Origin of the sequence: Bacillus sp. B1-WWTP-T-0.5-Post-4, assembly GCF_009183795.1 — a bacterium.
GTDB classification, from domain to species: domain Bacteria; phylum Bacillota; class Bacilli; order Bacillales; family Bacillaceae_G; genus Bacillus_A; species Bacillus_A cereus.
On record NZ_WEIJ01000004.1, the window covers coordinates 206,232 to 225,260 of the forward strand.

A 19,029-nucleotide genomic window follows, 5' to 3' on the forward strand; every position below is an offset into this window, starting at 1 on the left:
TTAATTCACTCCCCACTTTGCTTAATTCCACAAACTGGACAGTAAGTAGAGTTTTTATCGATATGCTCATTACATGAAATACAATTTACCGTTTCACCTTCATTTTCTACTGCTAACATCGGGTTAGGCTTTCCACACGAACCACAAAACTTATCATTTATTGATAAAGGTCCACCACATTCGCATGTAGCTTTTTCACCTTGTTGTTTTTGCAATTCAACAATGCGCTTTCTTGCTTGATAAATAGCTACATCAAATTCTTGAACTGGAGCAATCATTTCTTTTAAGCTCGCTTCATTTACTCCACTTCCTCTTAATTGAACATACACTTGCTGTCCAACCTCTAATAGAACCTCTGCTTTTTTCTGCATTTGCACTTGCATTCCCTTTTTCAATTGAGCAATTTCTTGTGCAACTTGCAACTTCATTTTCCCTTGTTCTATTCCTTCTTGTAACTTATTCATTCCACTACCTAACTTCGTCTGTAAATCCGACAAATCATTTCTCCTCCTATAAATATATATTCATATATGAAATTAACATTTTATATATTACCATGATTTTCAAGTTATGTAATCCAAATTTCATTTTTTCTGTTTTGAGCATTTTTTGTTTATAATGGTAAAGGAAAGAAATATGTGTACGGAGGAATATTATGCTGCAACACTCAATTACGAAAGATGAAATTATGATGATTGCGAATGAGTTCGTTCAAGGACTAGATCCACAGCAAACAGCTGATCAGGAACATGTCGCTACAGCTCGGCACCTATATCGTAGTGGTGTTGTCTACAACGTTGACTTTGATGGTTATACACTATCAGGAACTGTAGATGCGGAAGGCAACGTATATAGCGTTCATATTCCGATTCGTAATGTCGCTGAAAGTTATTGTGATTGCTTCGCACCAACACAATGTGAGCATATGCTCGCTGTATTACTATCTGCAGCGTCTAGTTTCGGGCAAGTAGGAGATGTATTAACTTTATTTAAAAATAATACGAAACCTTCCCTTCCTCCTATTCGAACTGCAAGACAAGTATTGCAATCATCAGCTTTTGAAGAAACGGATTATAAAAGTTGGGAATCATATTTTGAAAAAGAATATGAATCATTTAAAAAAGAACAAGCTCGCCTTACTTATAAACAAATGTATTTTCTTATGAGTATCTTTACAGATTTCTATACGAAGCTTGAGCGGAAAGCTCCGCGCGTCATCGCCATACATGAATTATTCAGGTTACATGCAGCACTTTACTGCTTTCAAAAATTATTAGAAGAAATCCAGGCATTCGAAGCAAACAAAACGTATTCTTATCACCAACCTGTTAATGTCGTTCGCCTATTTGTAGACAAAGTGGAATCCATCGTTCGGGACTTACAATCAGAAGCGATTCCTTCAGAGTCTGAAATAATTTTGCAAGAAACAGCTCGTCTTGTTCATGAAGTATTCTTCTCTACCGACGCTTATACACAAGAGCGATTTTTCATTTATCGCCACATATGGAGTGAACTTTTAAACAATAAAGAGAAAATACAAGAGGAAGAAAAACGAATCGATACGAAAATCAATCCACTATCTAAAGCATTAGCGTCTTCTCACCTTCTCTTTTTAAATGAAGAAGATCTACTAGCGATGGACTTACTAAAAAAACAGCCTGCTTCTGTTGTGAGTCTATACTTCTATTGGTTAGAAGAACTATTAAGTGCCATGCAGTGGGATCGTGCAAAAAACTGGCTTTCCTTTACGTATAAACAAGTAAAGAAAACGCTCCAAGATCACGAAAATACGATTTTCATAAAAGATATCGTTCGGCTATTTGTAATCATGTATGAAACATACGCAACACATACAAATGAACAAGCTGGTTTTGAAATGATTTTACAAGAACTATTACCGTATAGTTTCACAAACTATGAACAGTACGTACTCGCGAAAAAACAGTATCACACATGGGCAGAGCTTCATCTCTTATATGGGTTTGAAGCAATTGAACTGTTAAAAGAACCACTGAAAGATATTGAGAAAGAAGCGCCAGAAGCAGCACTTCCTCTTTATCATCTTGCTGCTGTAGAGGCAATTGAAGAACGAAATCGTAAATCATATAGACGCGCAGTTCGTTACTTAAAGAAATTACGTACATTATATAAACGATTAAAACGCACCGATGAATGGGATGCTTTCATTATTCACATCGCCAATCTCCATTCACGTCTGCGTGCACTACAAGAGGAATTACGGAAAGGAAAATTAATCGATGATCAATCAAACTGAAGTAACAATTAGGCTCCAGCATGTTAGTCAAGGTTGGTTCCTTTGGGGAGAAGATGACAGCGGTACTCCATTATCCGTAACAAGTTGGAAACGAAATGCATTCACATGGCACTCCACTTCTTTCTACGGTACGTTTCTAAAAGAAGCAACCTTCGAAGGAAAACAAGGTGTGCTACTAACAAATGCACAAGCCTTTGAATACATTGCAAACAAACCGATGAATTCCTTTGCACATATTCAACTGAACGGCCCTATTACAGCACTTACAAAAGATGCAAATGAATTATGGGATGCCTTTACGAGTGGTAGCTTCGTACCAGATATGGAGCACTGGCCCAAGCAACCATCTTGGAAAGTTCAAAATACGCCAATTGAAGATGACACATTAGCATCTCTTTTCTCAGCAGCAGTTAATGAAAGCATATTACAAGATAATCGCTCAAATGACGGCTGGGAAGATGCTAAAAGACTATATGAACATTACGACTTTACGAAAAGACAATTGGAAACAGCACTACATGAAGAAGATTGGCTTCGAAAAATTGGTTATATTGAAGATGATCTTCCGTTTACAATCGGACTAAGACTGCAAGAACCACAAGAAGAATTTGAAATGTGGAAGCTTGAAACAATCGTGACACCAAAGCGCGGGGCGCATCGCATATATGTATACGAAAACATCGATTCCTTACCGAAAAGATGGCACGATTACGAAGAACGTATTACAGAAACACAAGAAGGTTTTAGTAAGCTCATACCGTGGTTAAAAGAAGGAGATACGTTCCGAAATGAGCTCTTTGAAAGCGAAGCGTGGAACTTCTTAACAGAAGCAAGCAATGAATTACTTGCAGCCGGCATTACAATTTTACTACCATCATGGTGGCAAAATTTAAAAGCAACAAAACCGAAATTACGTGTCCAGCTGAAGCAAAATACAGTACAAACACAATCGTTCTTCGGTATGAATACGCTCGTTAATTTTGACTGGCGAATTTCGACGAACGGCATTGATTTATCAGAAAGCGAGTTTTTTGAACTCGTTGAACAAAACAAACGTCTATTTAATATAAACGGTCAATGGATGCGACTAGATCCAGCCTTTATCGAAGAAGTAAGGAAACTCATGAACCGTGCCGATAAATACGGACTAGAGATGAAAGATGTTTTGCAACAACATTTATCAAATACGGCTGAAACAGAAATTGTAGAAGATGATAGTCCGTTTACTGATATTGAAATCGAACTAGATGGATATTATGAGGAACTATTCCAAAAGCTACTTCATATTGGAGATATTCCAAAAGTAGATGTCCCTACTTCACTAAACGCAACACTTCGTCCGTATCAACAACACGGCATTGAATGGCTATTATATTTACGAAAGCTTGGATTTGGAGCATTGCTAGCTGACGATATGGGACTCGGGAAAAGTATTCAAACAATCTCTTACTTACTATATATAAAAGAAAACAATCTCAAAACAGGCCCTGCATTAATCGTTGCGCCGACATCTGTTCTTGGAAATTGGCAAAAAGAATTTGAGCGTTTCGCACCGAATTTACGTGTTCAATTACATTACGGAAGTAATAGAGATAAAGGCAATTCATTTGAAGATTTCCTTCAATCGGCAGATGTTGTATTAACATCTTATGCATTGGCTCAGCTCGATGAGGAAGAACTAACTTCATTATGCTGGGATGCTGTTATTTTGGATGAAGCACAAAATATTAAGAACCCACATACGAAACAGTCAAAAGCAGTACGAAACTTACAAGCAAATCACAAAATCGCTTTAACTGGTACGCCGATGGAAAATCGCCTCGCTGAACTTTGGTCCATTTTCGACTTTATTAATCATGGATATCTCGGAAGCTTAGGGCAATTCCAACGTCGCTTCGTCACACCGATTGAAAAAGATCGTGATGAAGGAAAAATTCAGCAAGTTCAACGGTTTATCTCACCATTTTTACTGCGCCGAACGAAGAAAGATCAAACAGTCGCATTAAATTTACCAGATAAACAAGAACAAAAAGCTTACTGTCCTCTTACTGGTGAACAAGCTTCCTTATATGAACAACTTGTTCAAGATACACTGCAAAATGTCGAAGGATTAAGTGGAATTGAAAGACGCGGCTTTATATTACTTATGCTGAACAAGCTAAAACAAATTTGTAATCATCCAGCTCTTTATTTAAAAGAAGAAGAGCCACAAAATGTCGTTGAACGCTCTATGAAAACAAAAACGTTAATGGAGCTCATCGAAAATATAAAAGATCAAAATGAAAGTTGCCTCATCTTCACTCAATATATCGGCATGGGGAACATGCTAAAACGTGTGCTAGAAGAAAAATTCGGCCAGCGTGTCCTCTTCTTAAACGGTAGTGTGCCGAAAAAAGATCGCGACAAGATGATTGAGGAGTTCCAAAACGGAACGTATGACATTTTCATCTTATCCTTAAAAGCTGGCGGAACAGGATTAAACTTAACCGCTGCCAACCATGTCATTCACTACGATCGTTGGTGGAACCCAGCTGTGGAAAATCAAGCAACAGACCGCGCATATCGCATTGGTCAAAAACGATTTGTTCATGTTCACAAACTCATTACAACAGGAACATTAGAAGAAAAAATTGATGAAATGCTAGAAAGAAAACAATCTCTAAACAATGCGGTCATCACAAGCGATAGCTGGATGACTGAACTATCAACAGACGAACTAAAAGAATTACTTGGTGTATAAAGCGAAACTTTAATCAGTGGAGGTTTTACTCCCCGCAAAAAAAGCGCTAATCTTATTTGAGATTAGCGCTTCTTTCTATTCCAAAACCAATTACTTATTATAATTCCCGTTAATCCGCCGCACGTATCAAGCAATGAATCTTGCCACATTGGTGTGCGGTCTCCCGTATACCATTGGTGAATTTCATCAAATGTTGCATAACCCGCAACGAAAAGAAGGGCATATATAAAACATCTTTTCCTCGAATGACCTGATCGATGAAAAGCGTAATAAATCAATGAACCTAGCATAAAGAACACCATAAAATGAGCACCTTTACGAAGGAAAAACTCAATAAATCCGCCTACACCTTTATTCGCAATACTAACAGGGGTTCCTCCACCATAATCAATAGATACCCATGAAAAATGCTCTTTCACAAATTCAACATTTACATATTGTTCAATATCTGAACGCATATCCTGCTTTTTATATGGTTGTGCCGAAGAATAGAAAATCAGCCCCATCCATAGTAATACAGGAATCCAAAATAACCATTTACGATTCATTATCCAGAATTCTCCTCTCTTAATCTTTTAAGGGTACCAAAAAAAAGAAAAAATTTCACGCCAAAACATGACATTTGTACTCTATTTATAAAGTGAAAGGAGGTGATACACATGGCAATTGAAACAATCGTAATGGATTTAACTTTACGTCTTGTCTTAAACAACGGATTAGATAAGAACGGCAAAACAGTTTTCAAGAGCAAACAATTTAAACGTGTTAAAACAAATGCGAGCTTAGATCAAGTACACAACGTAGCTCATGCTCTAGCTTCCTTACAAGCATCACCACTTCACGCTGTACAACTTGTAAGCACATCAGATCTTTCTAAACTATAAAGTAAAACTCGGATCAGTGGGGATTTTATTCATCCCCGCTGATTATTAGCCCGCAATTTAACCGGCAGACCCAAATCCCGTAAATAGCGGGATAAACACAAAGGAGGGAATAACACATGCAAGTACTAGAGTTGATTTTCGCAAAAGAAGATGGAAAAACAGTCGTTTTTTCTATCGATACGCCCATCACACCAATCGATGCACAAGTCGTAAATCAAGTAATGGATACAATCCTTGCCTCATCTGTATTTTCATCCATTGATGAAAATACAAGAAAAAAGGGAGCTCGCCTTATAGAAAAAAATGTATCTGAAGTTCAAATTACTTTATAAAATAAAAAAGACGAATCTGCATCATTTTGCAGATTCGTCTTTTTTCTTCGGCATTTCAATCGGGATAAAAATCTTTGAAAAACCGACGCATACATACTTATAATGTTCTTCCCCTATATCAAACTCAGTCGTATATGTTGAGAAGAATATATAATCATTTCGCTTCGTATAATGATCGATTAATAACCCAACTTGTGGCTCAACATACTTTTTCGCTAACTTTTTACCGGCCGATGCCAAGTCGCCAAGGAGACCCTCTTCATTCTCTTTTTGAACTTCATCTAGCTTCTTACTCACATCATTACGCTTCATAAACTGCTTCGCTGCCCATTCTGTATATTCTCCTTTACTCGGATTACTGTTTGCTAAATATACTAGGAGAACGACAACTAAAGCCATAATAATATACTTTTTCTTCATACTATATCACCGCCTACTCTTTTCTATTTTCATATATATGTACAAGCGATGCAAATTAGAAAGACTATCACCTATTGATTGTAAACGAATAGCCAAAATTTACAATATGAAATAGAATATTAACAGTAAATTTACTTAATTTATATATAATTATATTCGGAATGAAAATTATAAGGGAGGATATAGAATTATGGATAATGAAAACAACATTTTTATTTCTAGTTCTACAATGATGCTTGAACCATGTAAACACCCTTATTACCGTACAAAAATTATTGACAGTAGCGGAAACCATCTTTACTCCTGTCAAACTGCTCTCCAACTTATACAGAAATCTTGTCTAACAAATATTCATTCTACTTATCAAGGGAGACGTAATGCTGTAAAAACAAAATTTAAATTTAAACAAAACGTTCCAATTCCAATCAATCATAGAGAATATATTTGTGCTTTCCCAACAGAATCTCCTGCTTCTCCAAATTGTATTTGGCTTTTCTTCAAACATGTTCATACAATAGAGTTTTTCAAAAAAGCTAAACGAGCTAAAATTCATTTTTCAAACGGAGCTACCGTAACGATACAAATTAGTCCCCATAAGTTAAGCCAGCAATTATGGAAAGCTGGATATGTATTATCCCAAATGAACATGCAAGATTCATCACCTTAATAACAAATAGAATGGAAGGTAGTATTTCCTTACCTTCCATTCTATTTTCTATTTTTATCCTCTTACACTATCTCGCATTTTCTCGAGTGCTTGCCGATACATCCATCTTACTTGATAATATGTCATTTCCATCTCTAACGCGATTTCTCCCATAGTCTTCCCTACAAAAAAACGTTCAAAAATAATATACTTCTCCTTCTCATCTAACACGCTCATAAAATCCTTCACTCTTATTTCAACATCCTCAAAATGAAAGATATCCTCATACTCTCCTACACATACACATATCTCCTGCACTGCGAACTCTTTCTTCAATCTCTCTAATATATAACCTCGCACCGTGACAACTGCATATGCAGGGAAATACCCCTTCTTTTCATCAAATCTTTCATACGCATGCCAAAGACCGATTAAACCACATTGATAATACTCTTCATAATCTTTACGAATACCTAATTTCTTTATTTGATTTACAATCATCCCTTCATACAAAACAACTGCCTCTTTAAAAGTCGCTGGCTTCACACAGTACCCGTTTCTAAAAGGTATACCTTTCTAGTATTCCGCGGTACCTTCACAATATAAAAATAAAGAAAAGATTTCACTGTGAGTCATTTCAAATACTACCGACGGAATTTGAAATTACACTATATAGAATTTGAAATTCTGTTGGTGGTATTTGAAGTAAGGGTAAAAATAAAAAAGGTGATTCTCAGGTAAAGTCTATTCTATAGGATATTTCTTTTATAATAAAAGGGTAATTTGAATCAGAGAATGTCCAAAATGACAAAATCTATTTACAGAAAGAGAAATTAAATTTCTATCAAATAATCCATACGTAAAATCTATAAATCAAAAGGTATCACTTTTACAGAGGAATTTAAGCATATTTTTATTGAGGAAAATGAAAAAGGAAAGCTACCTCGACATATTTTTGAAGAGTATGAATTTGACATATAGATATAATTGGAATGAAACGGGTTATTTCATTAGGAAGTAGATGGCACGCTAATTATCTGGAAAATGGCATATTCACTTTATTGAACTTGTGTATAGAATGTGCTGAAAAAACCTTGAGAGAGAGCTTATGTTAGAAGAAAAGTATGCCTGTTTAAAAGCCAAACTAAACTTACTAAAGGCAGAAAATGAATTGCTAAAAAATTAAACTTATGGAAGAGAGGATGAAAAGGAAATAACACTATCACTTAGTCAGGAATTTCTCTTGATTCGTTCTGTCATCATAAAATATAACCTAAGGAATATGGTCAGGCATATGTGTAAAATAAAAATAGCTTTTGGAAGCGGAATACTCATAATTGCATAGGCTTGAGTCACTGCTACGGTTAAAAGAAAAAGCATCACCTTTTTGGCAATACTTTTGAAACCAACTTTACTTTTTAACTTCTTGTTATAATCTGATGCTAATACTCCTGTGATATAGTTAACAGCCTCCATGATAAATAACTAGAACTTTCAATATTGTATTTCATCCCCCCAAGAAATATCCACAGAATTCACTAAAAGTAGTTATAACTACTTTCATTAATACATTAATATGATCCATTTCGGCTCCCCTTTAAGAAAAATGAAAAGGAGACATACCGCGCTCCCTCCTTTTCCATTTTTATTCTTTTAATTAATCAAAGTACATTACTTTCGTGATGTTAGCTTTTAATAAATCTATTGACAGCACTCTTTGATTTCAAGTTCCCCATTTTATAATCATTAAGTATATCTAGATAATTATAAGTTTCATTAATAGCAATAATATCTTTGGGATTTATGAATTGTATTTTAAAATCTTTAGTTTTTACATGCCTTTCCTTATTAATTTTATAAAATTCTTTTTATAACATCTTCTGTTTTCTAACATTCAATTTTTCTTTTGACTATACCACCTTTCGGCTTAAATTTCTTTTATTTAGATTTATTATTTTTTCGATTTTTTACGAGTGTTTCAGATAACAATTCAATTACTGGAGAGACAGTTAAACATCCTTTTTTTGAATAAAAGCCGTATTTTATTCAAAAGTACATTAGTATAATCCTGCCAATATTAAGTGAAAAATGTTATATTAATAGTTGTCATATTTTTAATATTAGAGGAGTTACTTAAAATGTATAAAACGGCATTTCTTTTGATTGTATTTTCCGGTTTCTTTATTAATTTTTTACCAATAAGTCCAATTTATCTTTTTTTCACACTGTCATTTGTAGGGCTATTTCTACAGACCTTAAAAAGAAAAAAATTGGTGTTCAATTCTTTAATTAGTATAACAATGGTCCTTTTATGCTACTTATTAGTTACACAGTTAATGATTATTCCAGAAAAGACCAATGCGTTGTATAACGTGATATTATCACTTATATACTTTGTTTTTAGTTTTCAAGTTTTGTATAGTTTAAGTTCTGATAAGATTTTGAATATATCAGTTAAGTTCATTAACATATCAATATTGCTTGTAATAATAGAAACTATTTGGAGGCTTACGCATCCATGGCAACCGCAAACAACATGGCAATTCATGCAAGTGGATTCAAGTTTTTATAAGTACAAAATGAATAGCATAATGTACCAAGATTCGAACTTTGTAGGGATTTTTATAGTAACTTTGTTTTTCTTTTGTATCTACTTAAGACGTTACCAAGCAATATCGCTTAAATGGCAGATGTTTATGTTAACCATTTTATGCGTACTTACTTTCTCAAGAGCTGCTATATTTACGCTGATTGCATTTTATATCTTGATAGGGTTCAAAACAAAAATAATGAAAATTTTATTATCCATTACAGCAATTATCACAGGGGCTACCTTCATTTTCGGTTATATGAATTCGGACATAAGTTTCTTATCAAAAATCGAAATTGTAGATAGGGCTTTTGAGTTTTTAAGTGATACAACTATGAGTAATGTTTTACTTGGTATTGGGTTTGGTAATTCTTTTGAATACCTAAGAATAGGTGCACATAATTTCATGATTACATACTTAATAGAGTCTGGTTTAATAGGATTCATCCTTTTATTTGTACTCTGGTGGAGAATACTTAAAAAAACTAAATTTAAAGCAGGAATTGTTATGCTACCATTCTTATTAGCAGGGATGTCTTTGGCTGGTCATGCAATTACGTATCTCTATTGTATATTTGCAATCATTTACATCCTTGAAAAAAAGTATGGATCAAATGAGGGAAATTCAAATCCTTTGTTCTCCAAAACAACATAATGTTTACAATAAAAAGAGCAAATCGCTCTTTTTATTTAATTAAGCTGCTAATTGAATAATTATGTTCCATTTAACCACTAAATTTACATCTGTTGAATTAGTTAATACAAATTGTTTGTTCGCTCCATCTTCAGTGATAGTGATTTTTCTTGAAAGTGCACCATCCACAGATGTAAGTGTTGCTATGTTTAAAGTTGTTCCGTATGATACAAAAGATATTCTTGATAAGTTGCTTATGCAGAGTTATCGGAAAATGATGACAACACACACAGACGACCTACAGAAGAACCACCTGTACTTTTTTCAAACTTAGAAACAGGCATATTTAACACTGAACCATTATTAACACTTTTATAATTGTTAATAATTCTAAATTCACCTGTTGTGTTTTCTAATATTTGAATAAGAACATTGGAAAACTTAGTGTTTATGAATTTAAATTCGTTATAATAAACAACTAATGCTAGGATATCGCCACCCAAAAACACAATCAACAAAAAGAAAATTTTCAGAAGGAATATTCTCTTGTATTATTAAGGTTCTATCAAGGTTGCATTTTACCATTTCACTATTCTTCAAGAAGTTAACCAATATACTCTCAGTGGATGTAGTTTTTATTATCTTAATATAACATTTTTAATGTAAACTCTATAAAATCCAGTATTATCACCTCAAATAAAAAAGGACGTTTCCCGACACCATCAATATTGACGTTTGTAATTTCTAAATCTGCGCAAGCGTTAATCTCAATATTATCTCCTAGAACATATTTACAGATAATGTTATTTACTTTTCCTCTTTTAGACCGAGTTAAAGTAATAGCGATTCCGGTACTGTGAGTTAACGTTTCGAATATTAGATTGTTCGGCGTGTAATCTTCTACTTTATAGAAATGAATTCCGAATTAATACATATTTTTAACTACAAAGTTAACAATTTCGATATTATTACAATCTTTTTTCGAATACGTCCCGTAAAAATAAAACCTCTTGTGTTTGTCATTCCGTTCCCATCACACACAAAACTTTAGGTATTCTGGGCCTACAAGAAAAACGGGGAGGATCTAAACCAATATATGAAATAAGTCAAGATGCTAGAATACAACAATTAAACGCGGAAAATGCATACTTAAAAAAGCTATTAGATACGAAAAAAGGGCTGAAATTAAAGAGAGTAAATCAGTAGCATGAGAGATCATTCATACCTTAAAACGGAGTTTTTTAATTGGATTTCCCTGTAAAATTGCAGGTGTTTCAAGAAGTGGCTATTATAAGTGAAAAAAGAATCAACAATCCCTCTGAAAAAATGAAAGGGGACCAATTTATCATGTCTAAAATAGAAAAATGGGGCTACAAGCTAAGATTCAAAAAAAGTGGCGAAATTTTACTTTGAAGAAACAATCCATCGTGTCGGAAAATCTGTTAAATAAAGAATTTTCAGCTACACGGCCAAATGAAAAATGGGTTTCAGATATAATCTATCTTACCTTTAATAATAAGCGCATATATCTTTCAATGATATTCGATTTTTACAATAACGAAGGTGTGGTCTATCAAATGAGCAAATACAACAATTTAAAATTAGTTACAGACACATTCAATAAAGCCTAAAAAAGAGCGGCCCACGAAATAGTATTACATAACGACCGTGTTTATCAGTATACGTCAAAAAAATATAACCAATTACTTAAAAAGCACAAAATAACTGTGGGTATATCTAGAAAAGGAAATTGTCATGATAATGCGTGTATAAAGAGGGTTTCTGATAATTTTAAGGCGGAATGCTTTTATAGACATACATTTTATGAAAAGACAGAAGTCTGTAAAACTATTAAAAGATATATAAGCTTTTTCAATAATAAAAGATTTCAAAAAATATTAAACAACCTTAGTCCTATTGAAATTAGAACTAAGGCTACTTAATGAAAAGATACCTAATCTATTACTGTCTACTTAACAGGGGTAAGACCAGGATACAGAAATTATCTTCTTTATGGCACATAACTTTTTTTAATGTCCTTTACAAAGAGTACAGATTATGGGAGAGCCACCTTTCTTAACAAATATATCATGCACCAATGCCAGCTAACCCTCTTACAACGCCTAATCCAATTGTTAGGATAAAGAAGATTACAATTAAAATCGTAGCTTGTTTCTTACTTAAACCAGCTACAATGTGTAAGCCTAGTCCTGTTAGAATGAGGCTCCAAATATTAAAAATTTCAATTGAAGAGGCAATTCCATGTGCTACTGTCCCTTGTTCAAATAAAGGAGCTAAACTTGTATAAACATCAGTGCCATTTCCATCAAAAATAAAGCCTAATCCTGCATTTAACAATCCGCCGATATAATAAACGAGATTAGCATATAAGTAAATCGATAATATTTTCATGTACGGTGTATCATTGCTCATAAACATCATAATAATTTTATAAAAACCTGCCGCAATAAAGAGACCTATAGGTGTTCCTAATAGACCAACAAGTGCGCCTCCACCAAGGGTAAATCCTTTTACCATTGCCCCTGCTTCACCATTTAATTCTTTTGCCAATTCTGGAGTACTAATTAATGTTAAGTAAGACACTGCTGTTGCTATAATCGTTCCTAATATAACAAATAAGAAAAATACTCCCCAAACCGGACTTTTCGTCTTCATTCTCTCAAACTGCTCACCTGGAGAAGTAATCATTCCAAATAATGATGGCTTCTTCGCACCTACATCTTGCGTATTAATATTTGCTTCCATTATAACGCCTCCTTCTATTTATATAACCCGTTCTAACGGGCGGTTCACTTCCTCATATAGAGGCTACGAACCGCCCACTAGAACGGTAATGTGTAGTTCTACTACATTATTAATTACTCATAACGCAATGCTTCAATTGGATCTAATTTCGCAGCTTTATTTGCTGGAATTAATCCAAAAATAATACCGAGTGTCATTGAGAACAGTACGCCTCCAACGACAACTTCCCATGAAACAAGTGGTGGCCATTTTGCGAATGTAGAAACGATATATGCTCCGCCATACCCAAGACCAATTCCGATTAAACCACCTAGAAGTGTTAACATAACAGCTTCAATTAAAAACTGTAATAAAATTTTACTACGTGTTGCTCCGAGTGCTTTACGTATCCCTATTTCGCGTGTACGCTCCGTTACAGATACGAGCATAATATTCATAACACCAATACCACCAACAACTAGTGAAATACCAGCAATACCACCGATGATCATCGTCATAATATTAGTAACTTTAGAAACACCTTCTTGGAATTCTTTTAAATTCACCAATTCATATTTACCTGGAATATCACTTGGTTTACGACCATTTAATACATCAACAGCTTTTTTCCCTGCCGTTTCTAAATTATCTACGTTTTTAGATTGAATGGCGATACTTTGAATTTCATCTGTTCCGTATAAGACGGGCCATAAAGTAAGAGGAATTAACATTTCCTCAGCCTCGAATCCCATAAACTCATTATCTGATTTATAGACACCAATAATTTGCATCGGTTGTCCTTTCATTTCAATAATTTTCCCTACTGGATTTTCATCTTTAAATAACGTCTCTTCTGATTTCGTACTAATCATAACAACGTTATTTCCTTGTGAAATATCAGATTCATTTAATGAACGGCCTTTAACCACTTTCACTTTATTTACTTCAAAATACTCACTATCAAGTCCAATAACATTAATCATTGATTTTTTATCATTAATGTCCATTGTTTCCATCGTATTATTCGTCGTAATAACATGGGAAACATCTTTAACTTGCTTTACTTCCATAATATCTTCTTCTGTTAATTTCGGTACTTGATGCCCACCCATACTGAACTCATCATTAATATCCGGTTTAAATTGAATTGGCATAAGATTATTACCAGAACCAGCGATTTTCGACTTCAGCATCGCTTCTCCGCCTTGCCCAATTGCAACGACAGTAATAATCGAACCTACCCCGATAATAATACCGAGCATCGTAAGAGCTGAACGCAGTTTATGAGCTAAAATAGAAGAAAGGGCAATTTTTATACTATCTAGTAAACTCATACCGCACACCTTCTATCTTCTGTAACTTTCCCGTCTCGCAGTACAATGCGGCGGGAAGAATAAGCTGCTACTTCCTCTTCATGCGTAACCATAACAATCGTCGTACCTTCTGCATTAAGCTTCGTGAAAATATCCATAACTTGCTCACCAGACTTCGTATCAAGTGCACCAGTCGGTTCATCGGCCATAATGAACGTTGGATTATTCGCAATCGCTCTTGCAATCGCTACACGCTGCTTCTGTCCACCTGATAACTCATTTGGTAAATGATGCACGCGATCTGCCAATCCAACTTTACCTAGTGCCTCCAAAGCACGCTTGCGACGCTCCGCTTTCTTCACGCCACCATATACGAGCGGAAGCTCAACATTTTCCACTGCCGAAAGACGCGGAAGCAAATTAAAGTGCTGGAATACAAAGCCAATATATTCATTACGAATTAAAGCAAGCTTTGACTCGTCTGCTGTTAAGATATTCACATCGTTCAGCATATATTCGCCTTCTGTTGGACGATCTAAACAACCGATAATATTCATAAGCGTTGATTTACCAGAACCAGACGGTCCCATAATCGAAACGAACTCACCGCTCTGAATTGTTAAACTAATACCATGCAAAATCGGCACTGCCAATTTTCCTTGATAATACGTTTTAGCAATATGGTTTAACGTAATCATTTCTCTTTCACTTCCATTCCGTCATACACATCGTCGGAAGGATTTTTAACCACCTTTTGCCCCACTGTTACGCCTTCAGTAATCTCTGTCCAGTCTCCATCAGTAGAACCTTTTTTCACATTTTGTTTACGAAGCTTTCCTTTTTCCTCAACATAAACAAATGCATCATCGCCTTTTTCTACAATGCTTTTACTTGGAACAGCAATCATCGTCTTATTCTCTAAGTTTACTTGCAGAGAAACGTGATAACCTGGAGATAAACCATCTTGACTATCAAGGCTAGCTTTATATGTATACTGAGACATATTTTGAGTTGCTTCACCCATGCCGCCAGCTTGCGCCATCTCTGCACTTGTTGGGAACTCACTTACCTCTGTAATCTTACCTGTCCACTTCTTCTTATTATTTGCTTTTGCAGTTACAGTGAATGTTTGATCCTTTTGGATTTGTGACTTTTGAAGCTCAGTTAACGTACCTTGAACTTGGAATGGATCTTTAGAAGCTACTTGTAAAAACGCTTTTCCTTGACCACCTAACGCTTGAGATGAACTTTGTGCCGCATCTTTATCTAACTTTTGAACAACACCAGCAAAATTGCTATAAATCGTAAGTTCTTTCTGCTTCTTACTTAACTCTTCTTTCTGCAACTTTCCTTTTTCTTTCTCAAGGTCAATTGTTTTTTGTCCTATCTCTAACTCGTTTACTTGCTCGTCCATCGGATCTGTTACTTCTTTCCCAGCTCCGTTATCTTTCGCCTTCTTAATTTCTTTCTTCAACGAATCAATCTTCTTTTTCCCTTGATCATAACGCATATCCGCCATCTTCTGATCAAGCTCAGCTTGCTTCATTTGAAGGTTAATCTCTTCATTATCATAAGAGAATAACTTCGTGCCTTTCTCTACCTCTTGCCCTTCTTTTACCTCAATATCTTTCACTTTCCCTTTGGCCGGATCTGCATAGAAGCTTTCAATATTACCAGGCTTCACCTGACCAGAAATTAACTTCGTATTATTCAGCTTACGCTCTGTCACTTTCTCAAAACTTACAGCATCAGCATTTGTTGATGCACCCTTCTTCTTACCTTGCATAACAAAAATATTAATTGCCGCTACAATAACAATTAGTGCAATAACCCCAATAATAATCCATTTCTTCTTCTTGTTTGGAGTACGAACCGTATTTGGTAACATAGTCTCTCTCCTTTTTACAACTTAATAGTTTAATATAAAATTGTATAAAACTTTCTGAAAATATATTACATATTATTACATTATTTTTACAAAGTTTTACACATCCAATTATATTGTAACAAAAATTCCAATGATTAGAAATATGACATTATATCTTTTAAGATAGATTTAAGGAAAGGAAAAAGGATAATTTAAATTGAATTTTCAAGTACTTTTTATATGAATGTAAGCCATCTTTTATTAATAAACTTCTTACCAAGATAAATTATTAAAATCATTTTCCTAATTGTACTACTATCATTTTTGTCATATATATTTGACATTTCATTTATTCAATTATAAAATGTCAAATATATATGACATTTTGGTACACGAGGTCTACAACCATAAATGGGAGGGTTATATTTGAATAACGTTAAACAATATCGAAAATCTGAAGGGCTATCGCAGCTAGAGTTAGCTAAAAAAGTTAACGTGGCGAGACAGACAATAAATTTAATTGAAAATAATAAATATAACCCTTCTTTAGCCTTATGTATCGAATTAGCAAAAGCACTAAAAACAGATTTAAACAGTCTATTTTGGGAGGGAGATTAAATGATGAAAATTGAATGGAAAGAAAGAGTTTATAATAGTTTTGTTGGAACACTGAGTGAGAGAGATGAATATCAAAAACAAGAAATCAATAAAGAATTATCTGTAGCTGGAATTGGTTTATGGTGGCTAAATATGTTGGTAATGCTTATTATGTTACTTGTTGATACTATGAACCACACAATATCTATAGGAACAATATTCATTTTTCTATCTAATATGATTTATGCTAATTATTTAGTCTTTAAATTCAAGAAAAAAGGTTTAAGTGATACTGAATGTGCAACAAAAGAAGAATATTTACAACACAAGAAAAAATTAAGAAAAGCTGGCTTAAAAGCAGGTGTGCTTTGGGGCTTTCAAATGTTTGTTTTTATGAATTATATCCTTCCCTATGTAGGTTCAGAAGAAATCTCTATTTCTTTATTTAAGGTTGTAATTTTCATCTGTGGCGGTGGATTTTTCGGTCTAACTATGTACGTGATTGGTTTATTAAATCTAAAAAAATTATATTAAGTAACAAAAACCTTTTACACATTAAACTCCAATTTTACATACTGTTTGTTTTTTCTAAATAAAAATATAAAAGCTATCCAATATAACAATTGGATAGCTTTTTCAAATAAAATATTATACTACTTTAGAAGATTTTCTCTCATGTCCCATTTGAACAATCAGTAAGAATATTGTTGATAAAATACCGCCTGCTAACAGTAACATGAAGCAACCATCCCAGCCAGAACGATCAACAATAATACCAATTGCTGCGTTAGCTACGAAACTACCTCCAACATAACCGAACAGACCACACATACCAACTGTTGTACCTACTGCAAACTTCGGTACTAATTCCATTGCACTTAAACCGATTAAGAACTGTGGCACATAAATTAAACAGCCAATTACAGAAACTGCAATACTTACAACAAGTATACTAGTTGCTTGCCAATATACAATCGTACCAACAACAACTCCAGCCATACTCATAACACATAATGGCATACGTTTTCCTTTGAATAATTTATCACTTAAAAAACCGACAATTAAAGAACTTGGAATCGCTGCTGCTTCAAATATTGAATATGCTGCATGTGCTTCTGTTTTCGTAAAACCTTTAACTGTTGTTAAGTAAATCGGTACCCAGTTAATAACACCGAAACGAATTAAATAAACAAATGCATTTGCAATACATAAGAACCAAACAAATTTATTTTTCACTACATACTTCATTAAAATTTCTTTTGGTGACATCTTATTAGCATTATCTGCTTTTTCAAGATTTTCATAGTCATTACGATACTCATCAATTGGCGGAAGACCTTCAGATTCTGGCGTATCTTTCGCATTAATCCAAACAAGAACGGCAATTACCATTGCGATAATCGCTGGGAAAATAAATACGCCACCTTGCCAATGACTTTCACCGAAGATACCTACACCAATTCCAATGAATGGTGGAACAAGTAATCCACCAACGTTATGTGAAATATTCCAAAGACCTGTTTTCGTCCCACGTTCTTTCTTTGAAAACCATTTCGTCATAACAATACTACAAGGTGGTGCTCCCATACCTTGTACAATACCGTTTAGAACAAGTAATGTTAAGATCATCCCAAAGGAAGATGCATAACCGAAACAAATATTAACAAGCCCAGATAAAAATAAACCTACTGCAATAAATCGTTGAGCAAATGCCTTATCCGATAAATTACCCATAAAGAATTTACTAAGTCCGTAAACAACAGCCATTACTGCACCTAATAATCCGATTTGTGTAGTGCTAAATCCGAACTCGTCTACTAAATACGTAGTAGATAAATTAAAGTTACTACGAACTAAATAATAAGCAGCATATCCAACTGAAATCCCGATTAACACACGAATACGTAGTAATCGATATACACGATCAATCATATCCGCTGGCAATCTTTCAATTGCAGGTGCTGGCTTAAGCCATTTAAACATATA

The 19,029-nt window shown here is 34.3% G+C and carries 19 protein-coding genes and 2 pseudogenes; 10 read left to right on the plus strand and 11 right to left on the minus strand.

What is annotated here, in order from left to right; genetic code table 11:
- Positions 1–5: 5 nt before the first annotated feature.
- Entirely contained in the window at positions 6–497 is a 492-nt protein-coding gene (locus tag GBN91_RS15255; RefSeq protein WP_001281753.1) for a zinc ribbon domain-containing protein, read from the minus strand.
- 158 nt (positions 498–655) lie between these two features.
- Between GBN91_RS15255 and GBN91_RS15260 the strand changes: the two genes are divergently transcribed.
- Positions 656–2,275: an SWIM zinc finger family protein gene (locus GBN91_RS15260; protein ID WP_016123792.1), complete on the plus strand. Its 1,620-nt coding sequence runs from the start codon at positions 656–658 to the stop codon at positions 2,273–2,275.
- Positions 2,259–5,015, plus strand: a complete 2,757-nt coding sequence (locus GBN91_RS15265; RefSeq protein WP_000610115.1) for a DEAD/DEAH box helicase — start codon at positions 2,259–2,261, stop codon at positions 5,013–5,015. The genes GBN91_RS15260 and GBN91_RS15265 overlap by 17 nt, the downstream gene beginning before the upstream one ends.
- Before the next feature lie 62 nt (positions 5,016–5,077).
- On the opposite strand, the gene GBN91_RS15270 is transcribed toward GBN91_RS15265, so the two are convergent.
- On the minus strand, positions 5,078–5,563 hold the full coding sequence (locus GBN91_RS15270; RefSeq protein WP_001080707.1) for a VanZ family protein: 486 nt from the start codon (positions 5,561–5,563) through the stop codon (positions 5,078–5,080).
- Between the two features lie 111 nt (positions 5,564–5,674).
- Between GBN91_RS15270 and GBN91_RS15275 the strand changes: the two genes are divergently transcribed.
- Positions 5,675–5,899: a DUF1659 domain-containing protein gene (locus GBN91_RS15275; protein WP_000963861.1), complete on the plus strand. Its 225-nt coding sequence runs from the start codon at positions 5,675–5,677 to the stop codon at positions 5,897–5,899.
- A gap of 116 nt (positions 5,900–6,015) precedes the next feature.
- Entirely contained in the window at positions 6,016–6,231 is a 216-nt protein-coding gene (locus tag GBN91_RS15280) for a DUF2922 domain-containing protein (protein ID WP_001197591.1), read from the plus strand.
- Positions 6,232–6,252: 21 nt separating this feature from the next.
- On the opposite strand, the gene GBN91_RS15285 is transcribed toward GBN91_RS15280, so the two are convergent.
- Complete coding sequence (locus GBN91_RS15285) at positions 6,253–6,651, minus strand: DUF4359 domain-containing protein (protein ID WP_000731405.1); 399 nt, start codon at positions 6,649–6,651, stop codon at positions 6,253–6,255.
- Positions 6,652–6,841: 190 nt separating this feature from the next.
- Here GBN91_RS15285 and GBN91_RS15290 point away from each other — a divergent pair, with 190 nt between their 5' ends.
- Complete coding sequence (locus GBN91_RS15290; RefSeq protein WP_000368312.1) at positions 6,842–7,318, plus strand: competence protein ComK; 477 nt, start codon at positions 6,842–6,844, stop codon at positions 7,316–7,318.
- A gap of 54 nt (positions 7,319–7,372) precedes the next feature.
- Here GBN91_RS15290 and GBN91_RS15295 read toward each other — a convergent pair whose 3' ends face one another.
- Complete coding sequence (locus GBN91_RS15295; protein ID WP_152121689.1) at positions 7,373–7,843, minus strand: sigma-70 family RNA polymerase sigma factor; 471 nt, start codon at positions 7,841–7,843, stop codon at positions 7,373–7,375.
- Positions 7,844–8,092: 249 nt separating this feature from the next.
- Between GBN91_RS15295 and GBN91_RS15300 the strand changes: the two are divergent.
- Positions 8,093–8,624, plus strand: a pseudogene (locus tag GBN91_RS15300) (HTH domain-containing protein); the annotation flags it as partial.
- Positions 8,625–8,644: 20 nt separating this feature from the next.
- Here GBN91_RS15300 and GBN91_RS15305 read toward each other — a convergent pair.
- Positions 8,645–8,882: pseudogene (locus tag GBN91_RS15305) on the minus strand (phage holin family protein); the annotation flags it as partial.
- Between the two features lie 553 nt (positions 8,883–9,435).
- On the opposite strand from GBN91_RS15305, the gene GBN91_RS29250 reads away from it, so the two are divergent.
- On the plus strand, positions 9,436–10,542 hold the full coding sequence (locus GBN91_RS29250) for a hypothetical protein (protein WP_152121691.1): 1,107 nt from the start codon (positions 9,436–9,438) through the stop codon (positions 10,540–10,542).
- 233 nt (positions 10,543–10,775) lie between these two features.
- Here GBN91_RS29250 and GBN91_RS28900 read toward each other — a convergent pair whose 3' ends face one another.
- Positions 10,776–11,039 carry a hypothetical protein gene (locus tag GBN91_RS28900; RefSeq protein WP_193222117.1) on the minus strand — a complete coding sequence of 88 codons (264 nt, stop codon included), beginning with the start codon at positions 11,037–11,039 and terminating at the stop codon, positions 10,776–10,778.
- 1,209 nt (positions 11,040–12,248) lie between these two features.
- Between GBN91_RS28900 and GBN91_RS29705 the strand changes: the two genes are divergently transcribed.
- On the plus strand, positions 12,249–12,464 hold the full coding sequence (locus GBN91_RS29705; protein ID WP_193222118.1) for an IS3 family transposase: 216 nt from the start codon (positions 12,249–12,251) through the stop codon (positions 12,462–12,464).
- Positions 12,465–12,609: 145 nt separating this feature from the next.
- Here GBN91_RS29705 and yknW read toward each other — a convergent pair whose 3' ends face one another.
- The 4 genes from yknW to GBN91_RS15340 form a co-directional block, all read right to left on the minus strand.
- Complete coding sequence (gene yknW, locus GBN91_RS15325) at positions 12,610–13,287, minus strand: YknW family membrane protein (protein ID WP_152121693.1); 678 nt, start codon at positions 13,285–13,287, stop codon at positions 12,610–12,612.
- 113 nt (positions 13,288–13,400) lie between these two features.
- Complete coding sequence (locus GBN91_RS15330; RefSeq protein ID WP_152121695.1) at positions 13,401–14,600, minus strand: ABC transporter permease; 1,200 nt, start codon at positions 14,598–14,600, stop codon at positions 13,401–13,403.
- Positions 14,597–15,277 (minus strand): ABC transporter ATP-binding protein, encoded by a 681-nt coding sequence (locus GBN91_RS15335; RefSeq protein WP_000631603.1) that lies wholly within the window; start codon positions 15,275–15,277, stop codon positions 14,597–14,599. Before GBN91_RS15335 ends, GBN91_RS15330 begins: the two co-directional genes overlap by 4 nt.
- Entirely contained in the window at positions 15,274–16,467 is a 1,194-nt protein-coding gene (locus GBN91_RS15340) for an efflux RND transporter periplasmic adaptor subunit (RefSeq protein ID WP_152121696.1), read from the minus strand. The genes GBN91_RS15335 and GBN91_RS15340 overlap by 4 nt, the downstream gene beginning before the upstream one ends.
- 405 nt (positions 16,468–16,872) lie before the next feature.
- Here GBN91_RS15340 and GBN91_RS15345 point away from each other — a divergent pair, with 405 nt between their 5' ends.
- Together GBN91_RS15345 and GBN91_RS15350 are read left to right on the plus strand one after the other, a co-directional pair.
- Positions 16,873–17,064, plus strand: a complete 192-nt coding sequence (locus GBN91_RS15345) for a helix-turn-helix transcriptional regulator (protein WP_001067016.1) — start codon at positions 16,873–16,875, stop codon at positions 17,062–17,064.
- Positions 17,065–17,577, plus strand: coding sequence for a DUF3278 domain-containing protein (locus GBN91_RS15350; protein ID WP_069603967.1), 513 nt, complete (start codon positions 17,065–17,067; stop codon positions 17,575–17,577).
- 114 nt (positions 17,578–17,691) lie between these two features.
- Here GBN91_RS15350 and pgtP read toward each other — a convergent pair whose 3' ends face one another.
- Positions 17,692–19,026, minus strand: a complete 1,335-nt coding sequence (gene pgtP / locus GBN91_RS15355; RefSeq protein ID WP_025709692.1) for an MFS transporter — start codon at positions 19,024–19,026, stop codon at positions 17,692–17,694.
- Between the last annotated feature and the right edge of the window lie 3 nt (positions 19,027–19,029).

Coding starts and splice junctions, on each gene's coding strand:
- GBN91_RS15260 (WP_016123792.1), top strand. CDS start 656: ATGCTGCAACACTCAATTACGAAAGATGAAATTATGATGATTGCGAAT.
- GBN91_RS15265 (WP_000610115.1), top strand. CDS start 2,259: ATGATCAATCAAACTGAAGTAACAATTAGGCTCCAGCATGTTAGTCAA.
- GBN91_RS15270 (WP_001080707.1), bottom strand. CDS start 5,563: ATGAATCGTAAATGGTTATTTTGGATTCCTGTATTACTATGGATGGGG.
- GBN91_RS15275 (WP_000963861.1), top strand. CDS start 5,675: ATGGCAATTGAAACAATCGTAATGGATTTAACTTTACGTCTTGTCTTA.
- GBN91_RS15280 (WP_001197591.1), top strand. CDS start 6,016: ATGCAAGTACTAGAGTTGATTTTCGCAAAAGAAGATGGAAAAACAGTC.
- GBN91_RS15285 (WP_000731405.1), bottom strand. CDS start 6,651: ATGAAGAAAAAGTATATTATTATGGCTTTAGTTGTCGTTCTCCTAGTA.
- GBN91_RS15290 (WP_000368312.1), top strand. CDS start 6,842: ATGGATAATGAAAACAACATTTTTATTTCTAGTTCTACAATGATGCTT.
- GBN91_RS29250 (WP_152121691.1), top strand. CDS start 9,436: ATGTATAAAACGGCATTTCTTTTGATTGTATTTTCCGGTTTCTTTATT.
- yknW (WP_152121693.1), bottom strand. CDS start 13,287: ATGGAAGCAAATATTAATACGCAAGATGTAGGTGCGAAGAAGCCATCA.
- GBN91_RS15330 (WP_152121695.1), bottom strand. CDS start 14,600: ATGAGTTTACTAGATAGTATAAAAATTGCCCTTTCTTCTATTTTAGCT.
- GBN91_RS15335 (WP_000631603.1), bottom strand. CDS start 15,277: ATGATTACGTTAAACCATATTGCTAAAACGTATTATCAAGGAAAATTG.
- GBN91_RS15340 (WP_152121696.1), bottom strand. CDS start 16,467: ATGTTACCAAATACGGTTCGTACTCCAAACAAGAAGAAGAAATGGATT.
- GBN91_RS15350 (WP_069603967.1), top strand. CDS start 17,065: ATGATGAAAATTGAATGGAAAGAAAGAGTTTATAATAGTTTTGTTGGA.
- pgtP (WP_025709692.1), bottom strand. CDS start 19,026: ATGTTTAAATGGCTTAAGCCAGCACCTGCAATTGAAAGATTGCCAGCG.